Source organism: Alteromonas sp. ABV4_150 (assembly GCF_056311745.1).
The window spans coordinates 1838177-1851740 of the sequence record NZ_CM149971.1 but is presented as its reverse complement, the minus strand read 5'-3'; the positions used below and the strand labels follow the sequence as shown (position 1 = coordinate 1851740).

Here is a 13564-nt window from a genome sequence, read left to right as displayed (position 1 = left end):
ATACACTTAAAAACTTTAACTATAAATCAATACGATAATTAGTATTCATTTAGTAAGAATTTAAATAGACACATTGCACCTTCAAACAGAGTTTGACAGTCTGTCTAATATCCTACGGTCACAGAACACCAGCAATAGTATCCCAATAGTTTATGGCAGTGTATAAGACTCCGCCTAGTACAATGATCAATACGAAAACCTTCAATATTGGAAATCTCCCTTCAGAAGATCTCTGCTGATTTCTATTGGTGGAGTAAGGTGAACTAAAAGCCGTATCTGACCTATTGATGTCATTAGCAAATCTTTTAAGTAGAGCTTCCGCATGCTCACTTGATAACGGTTGTTGCACGTTTCCAGGCTGAATTATTTCCTGTAAAGCGGTTCGTTTCTCGAAAAGAATTATTTTCTCTTGGGCATTTTGTAGTGCGTAATACAAAAACATCAATACAAAACTTAGTATTAACGCTACGAAAGTCGTATCAAAAGCAACACCAATACTACTACCGACAGAAGATTCGGCAGCGGAGTTTTTCGAAAGGACAGAAGACTGAATATCTACGGTTGCTAACAATGCCTCACCAATTCCTAAAACTGTACCCACAAAACCAAGTGTTGGAATCGCCCAAATTAAAAACTGTATTGATTTACTATGTGCTTCAAATAATTCGAAAAAGCTGTCTGCTTGAGCAGAAATAAATGCAGGTACATTGGATGCCGAAGGGTCACTCTGCATAGCCATATAGCCTATTCTTCGCAACTCTGTAACAGGAATTACCGGGGATACCCTTGGGAAACTAAACATGTCAGTGAATTTTTGGTGTAGCTTGGAAAAAAATCTTTCAAAATCATGTGATGTACCTTCAATATGATGACGATCTGACCAAGGAACAGGTATCTCACAGCCATAGCCATTTGCATTGTCAGGGTCGAAAAACAAGATCTGTCTGCCTTCAGTGTCTTTTATGGTTTCTCCTTTTAGTCGAATCCTTTTGTGCATTCTTGCCAGATAATTTGGAAAGACAGTGCTCATGTGAGAAAGGAATAGATTTATGAGCGCAAATGAAAACAACAAATAGCATGCAAGTTGTATTGGCCCCATCAATCGCCTAGCAGAGACCAAATCAATTTGGTTTGGCGACGGTAATCCGCCCACAGCATTGTCAATGATTGCTCTAAGCTTTTCAATTTCGGAATTATCTAGCTCTCTCCCTCCTACTTCACCACCTGATAGAGAAGCCTCAATCATTTGAGCACTAAACACGTAGGGGCCCGAGAAAAATTCTATTTGATAAAATGGCCAATTATATGTCGGTAAAAACTTATGCAGGAAACCAAATTCTGCCATCAATGGTTTGATTTCAAAAAGTATTATTTCGCCTTCACCTCCAATCTCTGCACATTTATCGCATACAGTAATTAACTTATAGAATTTTTCCTCTTGATTTTTCAAGACAACATCTCTTTCGTCCTCCATTAAATTTGGAGAAGTTCTAAGCTTAACGTTTGCTAAATCGATGTTTGATTCTTCTAGTTGGCTACTTGCTAACAAAGATTCAATCTTCTCTATTTCGTTATTTACATCGGACTTTAATGGTAAAGTAGGAGTTAGAAATAACTTAGTAATAAAAACAAGGAGTGCAGCAGACAAAGCAAAAACACATGCTAATCGCAAAAGCCCAGAAATCAAATGTGACAACCAACCTGCTTTAAATTCGTGCACCCCGAGCCAAATAAATGGCATCAATAGTATCCCTAATATTCTCATATCCCCTCCGCCAAATAAAAAACAGGGTCCATAACAAAACCTTCGATTTGAAGCGTTGATATATCATGTTCAGGATCCAAAAAATTAAGTATTAGTGACTCTAAAACCTCTTCAAATCTCTCGCTCTCACTTTCGAGTTGAACTACTAAGTTAAATTTCTTAATACGAGCCTTTAAGGCTACCGAATCCACTATTCTCAATCCGGTAGAACCAACAACCCCAGATACTTCACCAGTATCTGTGATCAATTCGTAATTTGGTCCAATCCATTTAATCTGTTCAGTGCGTATACTATGACTATTTATAGCCTCGAATAGGGCCTTGGCGTCTATGCTTCTGACGCTATCACTTATCTTCGAAATAACAGTTTTTTCGCCGCCAGGCATTGTGATGACAAGACCTTCTGATGGAAACTGGATTGATAAGTTTTCTGATATATTAACGTTTTGCTCTCTAAGAGAGTCAATTGCGTTAAGGCTAAACAGCGTTTGCAACATCTCTGTATTTTCTAGCCATAAGGAGCGAGGGGCACTATACAAATTTCCAAGCTTTGCAGAAGGACAATTTGAATACATTTTGATTAAGTATTGTTTGTCAATATTTACAGTGGCACATGCAGTAGGCTTTCCCCCCATATCACAAGCACCCGACACTCTAGAATCAAATAATGTCAGCGAAAGTTCGCCATCTTTTTCTAAAATCAAACCGTTGTACGTAGAGGTTTTCGATAAAAGGCATCCTTTGTCCGCTACCTGTGAAACAAAGTCATTTAAATGCACGCTACCTCTATCTGTGGGGGACTCAGCATATGCCGGTTTAATCAGAAGACAGCAAGCTAAACTAAGTATCGATTGAATTCTTATCACCTTAGCACCCTAAATAATTGGCATCTGAAGAAATAGAAGCTCTATATCCTTCTGAGCGTTTAAGCGGTAGAGTAACGTCTAACGAGGAGCCAGGAGAAGAAACCCTCACGCATACTCGTTCAGGAAAGGCAAACCTATCGGATGTTCTCAACATAAAAACATCGATATAGCCATCAATATCAGCTCCTAAAATAGTTGCGGTCGTTCTCCCATTAATTGCTGACCACAAGACCTTACCGTTGACACATCCTTGTTTCACACCTGGCCAGCAATAATGTGTTTTACCCTTTACAGTTATTCTCATACCCAACTTCTCTGGATATGTCCTTGGTAACTCAGCTATCACTAGCCTTAGGCTTTTAGTGGCTGGGTTTTCCTCTCCGTCAGTTCTATCAGCTAAGATGTAAAGCAACAAAATTCCGCCAAACGCGCAACAAATCAAATCTAAAAAAGACATGCCGACAACTTCGAGTGGGCTTTTTCTTCTTCTCATTAGCACCCAGTCTCCTTATGGTCAGTTGACCAACACTTTAGCTTGCGAATAATACTGTAATCTATCTTACTGAGTTGTTCCCCACTGGTCTCTCTGACAGGCCTATCGAATAATACTTCGACACTCCCTCTTGATGTAGCTCTAAAATTAACTTTGGACGCTTCTGGATGATCATCTAACCACGTATAGGGAACGAATTTTTTCTTGGATTGAATAGAAAAATCGGGATTTTCAATTAACCACCTAGCGAAGCCGTGTGTTGAACCATCCTTGCTAAGAGCAGAGTTCAATGTATTAATATCTTGATGTAAGTAAACTCTTTCGTTAACACCCTTTCGATCTGCTTGCAGAATTGAAATTGCATGAGGAGCGGTATCTGCTTCACAAATCCGGACGTGAATGGTGACATTTGCATTAGGTTTTACATTTTCAAAATTGATAGATAAATCACCAGCAAACGCTCCATGCGAACCTTTAGTTTTAATTGATATTTTGGGTTTGTCCTCAACCAATGTAGTTGATTCAAAAGTAAGCTCCGAAACCCAGTTTCCGCTCTTTTCCGTTGAAATTTGTTGAGAACTATGCTTTTGAACGAATGCATTTACTAAAGGGGTACCATCGCCAAAATCTACCGTAATATCCGGCTCAAGCGAATTTGAAGGGGAAAAAATGTGACCAATACCGTATTGGGATACCCTTACCACTGCATTAACGCGCTCTTGAGTTCCTATACCAGTTTGACCGGAATTTGGCAAAACCAAGAGCCATAATACTGCGGCGGCAGCAAGGCCGCATGATAGTAAGTCAACAGCTGCGGCTGAAAACGTTGCAATAGAGTCCTTTCTTCTAGCCATTTCCTACCTAATCGCAGTAATTTGTGTCACCAATTTGAACAGCTAAAGCCTGATCTTTTACTGGAACGCCATCTTCCACTCTGCCATCACTGTCAATCAAATGTACGCAAACATCTCCACCATCATTATTGACAACCATTCCCAAGGCTTTATTTTCTAAGCTACACTTTATTGATTTAACTTTGGGGTCTCTTGGACCTGAGAGTTGAGGAATTCCTTTGCCGAAAATCAGCTCATCCCACTCAATTATGAATCTATTAGAGTTGTTTGCTTTATCGGAAATTATGAGCCTCCCATTCCTAAAACTTGCTTTACATGGTCCATCTATATTGTCACCAAACTCACCACCATCTGTTGACCTACCGGAGCCTTTAGAAGTGCCAGCGGGGGCTTCTCCGTTGTTACCATCTTCTCTACCATCATTACTGCTTCTACTTACTCCATCGCCTTCAGTGCCACCATCTGAGCCACCGTTACCGCCTCCTCCACCCAGCTCACCACTCAGAATTGCAAGAGCAAACATTAACGCCGCTGCATAAGGGTTACCTGTTGAGAGCAACATCATGGCCATATTCATAGCTTGACTTTGCATTTGCTCCGCTACCATACTGCCATTTCTATAGTCAGAGATTATATCTTTTGCTTTTTTTGCACATTCAGGCAGATCGAATGAACTTTCTCCTGCCTTAATAGCGCTGTCAACATACTTTAAAATGTCAACGACTTGTGTTTTTTCACATTCACTAATTGCAGATTCAATTTCTGCACGCTTTTTCTGCAAATCATCTTTCAGCTTATTGAATTCATCCGTGTATTTAGTTTTTAGTTGCTCAAACTCTTCTCTGCTTAAGTTTTCCCTACCTTCCCACATTTCGTTGAGTGCTGTTCTTCCGTTCTCTAGGGCGCCTTCGTAAAGTCTTTTTGCTTCCCTCTCGTTTAATTTGAAAGCAAATTCTTGAGCTTTGAGTTCTGCGTTTTGGATGTTCTGTTGCATGTTGTTTAAAGTAGAGGCTGTGTCAGCTATTGAGCTCGTCACAATCCCTAAAGCTTGCCCTAGACCGTTTGTCATTGCTCTTAGTTCGCTATTTTCTTTTTCAAGTGCTGATAAAGAAGATCGAACACTCTCTAGATTACTTACCAGAGCATTTGCAGAAGACTCAGCGAGCCCAATTTGCTTTAAATTTTCAACAACTTTTTCCAAGTCTTCTACTTGTCTATCCTGAGAGAAAACCATCTTAATTGGAGCCATTGCCAATGCAGCACAAAATCCTAAACAAACAACTTTTGAAGAACTATTTCTCTTAAGCATTTTAATTCCCTTCATTTAAATTAGTGGCTCTGTCTATCAATCTAAACATTTCATCACACCTCGAAGTATCCTCTTTAACTCGTTTCACTTCGTTAAACATACTTTCTAGCTCTAGCTCTAAATAAGTAATCGAATCTTTTGCTCGCAAAGCTTCTTGTAGTATTAATGAATTTGTTGTTGCAATATTCTTTGGATACAGGGATTTATTTACTGTAGAAGAAAGGTCTAATCTTTGAAGGAAAGTGGGCTCGCCGTCATTGTGCTTATCTAATCCGGTATAGATTAATAGTTCTGTATATTGTCCCCCTGTTCCGGAGTAAACACCTAACAAATAGAATGAAGATAATGCCGCGATTAGAAATATTGAACTCGCGGTGCGATGTAGAAAAGTCTTGGTTACGTAAGTGTTGACTGCTTTAGTGCCATTATTAATTATTTCAGGCATTCCTATACCCTCAATTTGTTCAGCCTAATACAGAATTCTAATCCTGAATTAAGCGTTTACCTTTCAGATTTGCTAAGAAGCTGTTCATAATTTAGTCTTTTATGCATTAACTTAAGGTTAAAATCAAATGATTTAGTTTTTCACCGACGGAGGTTTTCCATGTTCAGGCTTTACTTAGCGTTCACTATCTTAATACTTTGGAGTGATATGGTGTCTGGTGTAGATTTATACGTTGACACGAAGCCACAGGCGGAAACCAATACTTGTCAAAGCTACTCTTCAATTCTGTCACTCGCTATGAAAAGGGACGAACGCTTTGAAATAGACACGTTTGAAAAACTTAGGGAACTTGAAAAATCTTTCAGTAGAATTTTGCGAGAAACCCAAGGTTCGCCTTACTTACATTCAAAATGGCCGAAAGCAATGGAGGCAATCACTGGAGGCGCATATACATTTGAACTGAAATATGAGACAGATATTACTCGTTGGATGGAATACATTTCAGATAACACAACACACAGTAACAACATCGAAGATGCACTTTCAGTTCTACAGAGCAGTCCGAGAGATACGGTATTGACCAGTGTTACCAAGCTGGGAGAATCAAATTATGATGGCCACATAATCACTGTTCTTGGGATGTCAGGAACGGGGTTAGACAGTACAACCAGTTTGATCGCATTTAACAGCGCGATCAAGGGTACATCAGGAGCTGTTTACTCATGTGACTCTGAAAATGAACCTGGTGATGAGAAGTACCAAGCTGGGGTTATCGAAACAAACTCTTTTTCGTTAAAAAGCTTTGAAGGGCTTGGTTTTGTGTCCCTTAGGCTTGTAAAGAATGAATGATTTGTCAAAGAAGAATGCTCATCTTCATTACAGCGAACAAGCTAATTAATATGTATAGCTCATAGCTGCCTGGCAGATAAGGTCTAAAACAATTCAACAAAACTATAGGAGCAGATATGAGCTGCTACACTTTACCCACTCGTTTTAGTTAATTTTGAATGATTACTTTTTCTTGGGAATAACTCTAAATCCCCCGAAAGTTTTCGTATAAGATGAAATAAGATTATGTTCCTGCAAAAGGTCTAGCATTCTTTTCATCACTGGGGTTTGATTCACTACCGGCCTTTTGTTATCGACAATAGCGCTGTAGATATCTTCGTTAATATACGGTAATAACGCTATTACCTCTTCCGAATCTAAATCTTCAAGTTGCTGGAGCAACAGTTCAATTCTCACTTCTACTTCTTTTGAGCTAATTGATTGAATTAGCAAATTTAAAATCTCATAGCCAATTTTTATCTTTTGGTCACCATCTTTAGTAAACTTTAAGACCCACTCTGCTATTTCTTCATTGTCTTCTTTTTCAGATAGAAGATGGCCATGGTTTTCTAATAAGAATTTTTTGAAATCTGCTGAAAAGTCTCCACCCATTACTTCGTAGAAGTCATCCTCAATAAAATTAATTCCTTCAGAGCTAAAATCTGCTGTTTCATAATGTTTACTTAGTAACATATAAGCTAAGTGATCATCATGCGAGTAAAGCAACCGATAATTTGAAACACACATATCAACACGATCGGCTTTTATGTACTTAGATAATGACTCAACAGGAGCAAGACGAATAAGGAACTCATCAAATTCAAGTTTAAAAAGATCAATAACTTTTTCCGCGTAGCTTGCAGCTTCATTGTTAAAAAGAATACTTACTAAACGTTGGATGTTACTGAGGTCAAGGTCTTTACAAAGACTATTGCTATCGATTGCTTTCTCAAAATAGCCTGCCAGATAACTTTCACCAACTTCAATTTTCGTGCCTAGAAGGTCAATTTGATTCTTGCAGTTAAGCGCTAGTTTTTGCTCTGCCATGAGGCTCTGGACGATATCTTCGAAGTAATCTGTTTCTAAACCGCCTGAATACTTGATGTTTTCCAGATCTGATATGTCCACAGCAATTGTTTTAATTAGTAACTTTTTCATCTCCAAGTCTATTTCGTCGCTGTTTAGCAATCTTGACAACACTTTCTCTGTATTGATTACAAGTTGCCTATTAACGACACAGTTAGCAAGAAACTCGTCTTCATTCTTAATAATGCGTTTCACTGTGTCATCTTTTATGTTAAACAACTCATCAAGCGCTATAGCACCATCATTATCGAGCTCAATACCAAAACAAACTGTCAACAATGCACGAAAGTTGGGATAATTGAGTTCGAACAATTCATCGTCAAGGATCAGCTTCATCTCTTTTGTCAGATGCATGCTTTTATCTAAGTTTGCAAAGTGAACACCTATTTCATTGAGTTTCTGTAGGTAGACATGTGGTTGCGAATATTGCGAAACGTACTCTATGAAAGACTGATTCGCCGATATGTATCTCGACAACGCCGCACTTTCTTTTGTGAATGTCTGACCTGATTTACATGAGTGAACTACTAAATCATTAACAAATATAGATATATATTTATCAATAGAGTCAAAAGCAAATACCGTCTTTAAAAATTCATGTAGTTCGGTAAATATTATCCATGCTACTTGCTCAGGAGTCTCGAACCCGTCACGCGAATTTATAAAAAGCGAAAGTAATTCCGACTCATCCTCATAAGCTGATCTGAAGTGAGCTCGAACCATATTTTCACCTGTAGCAGTTGGCAGTAATTGATTAATCATTGCTACATTAAAAAACGCTTTTTTCGCGTAATCGTGACTATCGAGATACTTTGTAAATTCAGCGATATCAGAAGGCAAATAATCAGGTAACACCTTTTCGTCGCGTTTAATCACTCTCAAGTAAGCCATATCCTTTGAGTTGAGTACCCCATCTCTGTGATGGAATATATACAAATGATAATGTTGATCAATGTAACCTCTCTCTATCATGTGTATTAATAGGTCATATTTTTTTCTATCACTGCTGCCTTCTACTCCAAACACATCGAATATTTCTTTTCCACCATGACTAAGGCAGAGTTCAGATATACTGTCTTGAGATATTTTAGAGGCTTCGTGTTTTAGCTCGATAATTTTAGCTTCAATACTCTTTTTCCTATTGGAAGCTTTATCTAAAACCAATCCTAATCTCTCATCGAATTTAGGCATAACTTTTGACACATAAGTCTTAAAAGTCATGTTTTGATTATTTCTGTACAAATTTGACTGGGGAAAATGATACGGGGTAGAGCTTTCGTAGTACTTCATGAACTCTTCATATTCGAATAGCTCTGATATATCCGTGTTGTTAATAAACTGCTTTATTTGTCTATTTTGTTGCACATAGCATTGTTTAAAAACTTCTCTAAAGCATAGTGATATGAGCTCTTTTTCATCCTCCAACTTTTCGTTCTCAATCTGTAACACTTGCTCTTCTAGCTCTTTAATTTCATCTTGCTTATTCTTTCTAGCAGTATCTTTGTAACTTGCAACGAGGTTAAAAAAATCCGCAAGCTTTCCAGAACCTTCATTGAGAAGCGCAAAATCATCGCTATAGTTGTTTTTATATACGACGAACGCGAAGATTTTTTCTAAGTCTCTTTTATCAGATGAACGAGTTAATACATCTTTATAAATACCATACTCTGCAACGATATTATTGATCATCCGCATATCGTCTAAAAACACTGAGATATCACGGATATAATCATCTCGAAGATCTTCGTTATATCTGCATTTTTTTAACAGCTTTTCCAATTGTGGATAAGAATTAGAACTACTCGCATATGGGACTATAGGAATTATTGAATCAAAGAATTTTGTTCTCGTTTTTCCCTTAAAAACATCATCTTTAAGAGCGTAAATGAATCTGACTGACTGCTTAACGTCAGCGCTATCGTTTATCAATTTATTTAGCTCTTTAAGGCTTACGAATATGTCTGTTGAGCCAAAGCGATCTAGATCCTCGAAAACTACGATATCTGTTTCCTGTACCGCGAAATAATAAATAATTTCCTCTAGATACTTATTGAAAACCGAATCATTAGACTTTTCTGAAAATGCAAACTCCCCTTTAAGAGGATTTAGTTTTGTTAATGAGTAAGAACGTGAAAACTGAATTACATCTTTAAGAACCAAAATTGGTAATGATATTGTGGAAACGATGCAGGTGAACTCAAAAGACAGATACCGCTTCCAAGAAAAAGCGTCATATTTCAGAAGTGTCTGAATAACATCATTTAAATTTATCTGTCCTCCTAAAAGAACATACAGAAAGGCGACTACGGTTAGTAGCCAACATGAAAAAAGAGTGCTCCTCACGCCTCTAGCGGGTCTAGGGAAGATTCTTCTAAATCTGGAGTATGTAGTCTTATTAGAACTTGTTCTATAAAGCAATTGCTGCAATATGCTCTTCTCGATTTTATTTTCACGGCTTGTAGTATTTATCTCACTCCCATTTGATTCCGTTTCTTGGTCGTTAGCTTCACTCGCTATAGTATTTTGATTCTCGTCTTTAAAAGCTGCAAGAGAGATTACCTCAATAAGAAGTGATGGGCGTTGCTTCATGTAAGTGCGTAAAAATGAACTTTTCCCTCCCGAAAATGGCGCAGTAACTGCAATTTCTTTTACTTTTTCAGATCGCGAAAAAATAAGGTTGTCCAATCTCTCGATATAGTCTTGGACTAGTTCTGCATTTTCATTGGGGGCAAGATCGGGGAAGTCTCGATTGGGAGTAAACGTAAGCTGCTTGAAAGCTTTGAATATCTGCCACTTTGTCTTTAATTTACGGCTAACAAATATGTAGCGCTTTTTTAAAAAAATACGGGCACGCTTGGCCTTTTCCTTGAACATGTATCAACTCCATGATTATTAGCCGTACTTCAAATTCTTTACCTTGACGGAGTGTCCATAAAACTCATTAACTTATCGCTGCTTATTGCCACACAATAAGTCTAATCCAGTCTGGGAATTTTCCCCCAAAGCCTCACAATACTGCACATACTCATGCACAGACAAATTTCTTTGTCCTTTCTCTACCTTACTTACGAACTGAAACGGTTCGTCTAGCAACTCGCCAAGCTGCCTTACTGTTAGGCCACGGTCAAGACGCGCCTTTTTAAGCCAAGCAATCAGCTTTTGATAATCCTGATGATTAGTTGATTTGATAATTTGTCCCGAAAAAAGTGACAAAACTATTTGTCCCTATTATGATGACAAAAACAAACGTCCCGAAATTAGGGACTAGAGCCCAAATGGTCACATTACCGTTTTTCCCGTCTCCATATCCGAATGAGCTTTTTTATAGCGTGTTAGCTCGCTATAAAGTCCGTTGTGGATACATTTCTGACAGGCACCTTCTCCATGAAGTATTCAATAGATATACAACGCTCGCATCACCTGAAATGCCAAACTGTATTTCATTAGCTGTTGATAATATAAGACCTACTATCGCCTCAACAGCCAAAGAAATAATACGCGACCACACCTTATACCCTCTCTATACCTCATTCAGCCCACCGAATATCAAGAGAGTCGTAGCTTAAGAGTAGGTCCGTAGTAAAAATATGAAACTTGTTACCTTTTTTCGGGTGTTTAATACCAGCCTCTTCTGCCACGGTAAGCGATGTTTCTAAGTCGAAGGGATACTGTTCGCGAATATCTGTTATAGATTCGTTCCAGTCGCAAAGTGAGAATGCTAGAAATTCAAGTTTTGAAAGTAGATGTACAACTCTACCCGAGGTATGGGAGAGCGCTCGATAGCTTGTACCATCGCTAGAGATTTCTTGAATACGGATCCACGGTTGATATGTGAGGCCGCGGCCCACACCTCTGCGGCTTTCAAAGCGCTTTTTAATTTCTTCTTTTGTCAGCCATTCAAGCTTTTTCATTGTTTATGCTCACCAATCTCCTATTTGATGAGCATAAACCAAGATTTTTTATAAACCAAACTTACGTCGATTTATTTTAGTCAAACCAAATATAATATTACATGAACCAAATATAATGATGCTAAAACCAATTTTAATAGGCTCTGACACTAAAGCTGCTTTAACAGCGTGGAGCTATTCCACCGTCACACTTTTTGCCAAGTTACGCGGCTGGTCAACGTCTGTACCTTTGATTAACGCTACATAGTAGCTCAATAGCTGTAGCGGTAAGGTATAGATGATAGGTGCAATTGGCTCGTCGCAGTGCGGCACGTCGATAACGCGCATGGTTTCATCCCCTGCAAACGCCGCGTCTTTATCTGCAAATACATACATAATACCGCCACGGGCGCGCACTTCTTCAACGTTCGACTTAAGCTTTTCAAGCAGTTCGTTATTCGGTGCAACCACAATTACCGGCATTTCATCATCAATTAGCGCAAGCGGGCCGTGTTTCAATTCACCAGACGCATACGCTTCCGCATGAATATAAGAAATTTCTTTAAGTTTAAGCGCACCTTCCATAGCAATTGGGTATTGATCGCCACGACCTAGGAACAAACTGTGGTTCTTATCTGCAAATTCTTCAGCTAAATCTTCAATGCCGCCAGTGATAGCTAAGGTCTCTTCAAGCTTTGCTGGTAGGCTATGAAGCGCAGATACTATGGCCTTGCTGTCGGCCTCGGTCATGCCGTTATCTTTGCCCAATGCAAGAGTTAGCATAAGGAACGCAGCAAGCTGGGTAGTGAAAGCTTTGGTAGATGCTACGCCAATTTCCGCGCCAGCCCGGGTCATAAATGCAAGGTCTGACTCGCGTACTAATGACGAACCCTGAACATTGCAGATAGTCAAACTAGACATATAGCCCAGCTCTTTTGCTAAGCGAAGGGCAGCTAACGTATCGGCTGTCTCGCCCGATTGAGAGATGGTAATAAGTAGGCTGTTTGGGTGAACCACTGACTTGCGGTAACGAAACTCTGATGCAATTTCTACGTTGCACGACACATTGGCGTACTGCTCTAGCCAGTAGCGCGCCGTCATTCCCGCGTGGTAGCTAGTACCACAGGCAATAATTTGAACGTGTTTAACCTTTTTAAATATTTTGTCTGCACCAGGGCCAAATATGTCTGCGGTAAGACCATTTTCATCAATACGATCTTTAAGCGCATTACGTACAACAGTTGGCTGCTCGTGAATTTCCTTGAGCATGTAGTGGCGGTAACCCGCTTTGTCACCAGCATCGTGATCGATATTCGACTCAATCACTTCGCGTTCAACGGCATTGCCGTCTTTATCGAAGATTTTAACGTCGCGACGAGTAATCTCTGCCACATCGCCTTCTTCTAAAAAGATAAAGCGGCGTGTCACTGGCAGAAGTGCCATTTGATCTGATGCAATAAAGTTTTCGCCAAGCCCTAAACCTATAACTAGCGGGCTGCCCGAGCGTGCAACCACTACGCGGCTTGGGTCTTCTTTATCCATGATGACGGTGCCATAAGCGCCGTGAAAAGTTTTAACCGCACTTTGTACTGCGTGAAGCAGAGCTTTACCCGACTTTAGCTCTTCATGCACAGTATGAGCAATGGTTTCAGTGTCAGTGTCGCTGGTAAAGGTGTAGCCTTTTTCTTTTAGTTGGGCTTTTAGATTTACGTAGTTTTCAATAATGCCGTTGTGAACAACAGCTACGCGCTCGGTTGAAAAGTGCGGGTGAGCGTTCGCTTCAGTTACGCCACCGTGGGTTGCCCAACGGGTGTGTGCTATTCCTGTAGAGCCTAACGCTTCGCCTTCTGCTACCGCGTCAGCCAGCTCTTGTACTTTTCCTGTGCGACGAATGCGAGTGAACGTGCCGTCGCTTTGCAATAGCGCTACACCAGCTGAATCATAGCCGCGATATTCTAGTCTTTTTAATCCTTCAAGAAGAATTTCTACCACATTACGCTCAGCAACAGCGCCAACAATTCCACACAT

General features: G+C 39.5%; 12 protein-coding genes. 2 read left to right on the top strand and 10 right to left on the bottom strand.

What is annotated here, in order from left to right:
* Nucleotides 1–118: 118 nt before the first annotated feature.
* From ACYX4M_RS08125 to ACYX4M_RS08100, 6 genes are read right to left on the bottom strand one after another with little or no spacing between them, the layout of a single operon-like run.
* Nucleotides 119–1765 (bottom strand): MotA/TolQ/ExbB proton channel family protein, encoded by a 1647-nt coding sequence (locus ACYX4M_RS08125; RefSeq protein ID WP_476082599.1) that lies wholly within the window; start codon nucleotides 1763–1765, stop codon nucleotides 119–121.
* Nucleotides 1762–2631, bottom strand: a complete 870-nt coding sequence (locus tag ACYX4M_RS08120) for a hypothetical protein (protein ID WP_476082598.1) — start codon at nucleotides 2629–2631, stop codon at nucleotides 1762–1764. Before ACYX4M_RS08120 ends, ACYX4M_RS08125 begins: the two co-directional genes overlap by 4 nt.
* Before the next feature lies 1 nt (nucleotide 2632).
* Nucleotides 2633–3124: a hypothetical protein gene (locus ACYX4M_RS08115; protein ID WP_476082597.1), complete on the bottom strand. Its 492-nt coding sequence runs from the start codon at nucleotides 3122–3124 to the stop codon at nucleotides 2633–2635.
* On the bottom strand, nucleotides 3124–3978 hold the full coding sequence (locus ACYX4M_RS08110) for a hypothetical protein (protein ID WP_476082596.1): 855 nt from the start codon (nucleotides 3976–3978) through the stop codon (nucleotides 3124–3126). Before ACYX4M_RS08110 ends, ACYX4M_RS08115 begins: the two co-directional genes overlap by 1 nt.
* A 7-nt stretch (nucleotides 3979–3985) precedes the next feature.
* Nucleotides 3986–5287 carry a hypothetical protein gene (locus ACYX4M_RS08105; protein ID WP_476082595.1) on the bottom strand — a complete coding sequence of 434 codons (1302 nt, stop codon included), beginning with the start codon at nucleotides 5285–5287 and terminating at the stop codon, nucleotides 3986–3988.
* Between the two features lies 1 nt (nucleotide 5288).
* On the bottom strand, nucleotides 5289–5732 hold the full coding sequence (locus tag ACYX4M_RS08100) for a hypothetical protein (protein ID WP_476082594.1): 444 nt from the start codon (nucleotides 5730–5732) through the stop codon (nucleotides 5289–5291).
* A gap of 159 nt (nucleotides 5733–5891) precedes the next feature.
* On the opposite strand from ACYX4M_RS08100, the gene ACYX4M_RS08095 reads away from it, so the two are divergent.
* Nucleotides 5892–6581, top strand: coding sequence for a hypothetical protein (locus tag ACYX4M_RS08095; protein ID WP_476082592.1), 690 nt, complete (start codon nucleotides 5892–5894; stop codon nucleotides 6579–6581).
* Between the two features lie 162 nt (nucleotides 6582–6743).
* Here ACYX4M_RS08095 and ACYX4M_RS08090 read toward each other — a convergent pair whose 3' ends face one another.
* Complete coding sequence (locus ACYX4M_RS08090) at nucleotides 6744–10520, bottom strand: YobI family P-loop NTPase (RefSeq protein WP_476082591.1); 3777 nt, start codon at nucleotides 10518–10520, stop codon at nucleotides 6744–6746.
* A 72-nt stretch (nucleotides 10521–10592) separates the two neighbouring features.
* Nucleotides 10593–10859, bottom strand: coding sequence for a helix-turn-helix domain-containing protein (locus ACYX4M_RS08085; protein ID WP_476082590.1), 267 nt, complete (start codon nucleotides 10857–10859; stop codon nucleotides 10593–10595).
* 17 nt (nucleotides 10860–10876) lie between these two features.
* Here ACYX4M_RS08085 and ACYX4M_RS08080 point away from each other — a divergent pair, with 17 nt between their 5' ends.
* A complete protein-coding gene (locus tag ACYX4M_RS08080; protein ID WP_476082589.1) occupies nucleotides 10877–11212 on the top strand; it encodes a TniQ family protein in 336 nt (111 codons plus the stop codon).
* Here ACYX4M_RS08080 and ACYX4M_RS08075 read toward each other — a convergent pair.
* Both ACYX4M_RS08075 and glmS read right to left on the bottom strand, forming a co-directional pair.
* Entirely contained in the window at nucleotides 11174–11557 is a 384-nt protein-coding gene (locus ACYX4M_RS08075) for a PDDEXK family nuclease (protein ID WP_476082588.1), read from the bottom strand. The two genes, ACYX4M_RS08080 and ACYX4M_RS08075, sit on opposite strands and share 39 nt — an antisense overlap.
* 174 nt (nucleotides 11558–11731) lie before the next feature.
* The gene (gene glmS, locus ACYX4M_RS08070) at nucleotides 11732–13564 is read right to left on the bottom strand and encodes a glutamine--fructose-6-phosphate transaminase (isomerizing) (protein ID WP_476082587.1); all 1833 of its coding nucleotides are present in this window, start codon (nucleotides 13562–13564) and stop codon (nucleotides 11732–11734) included.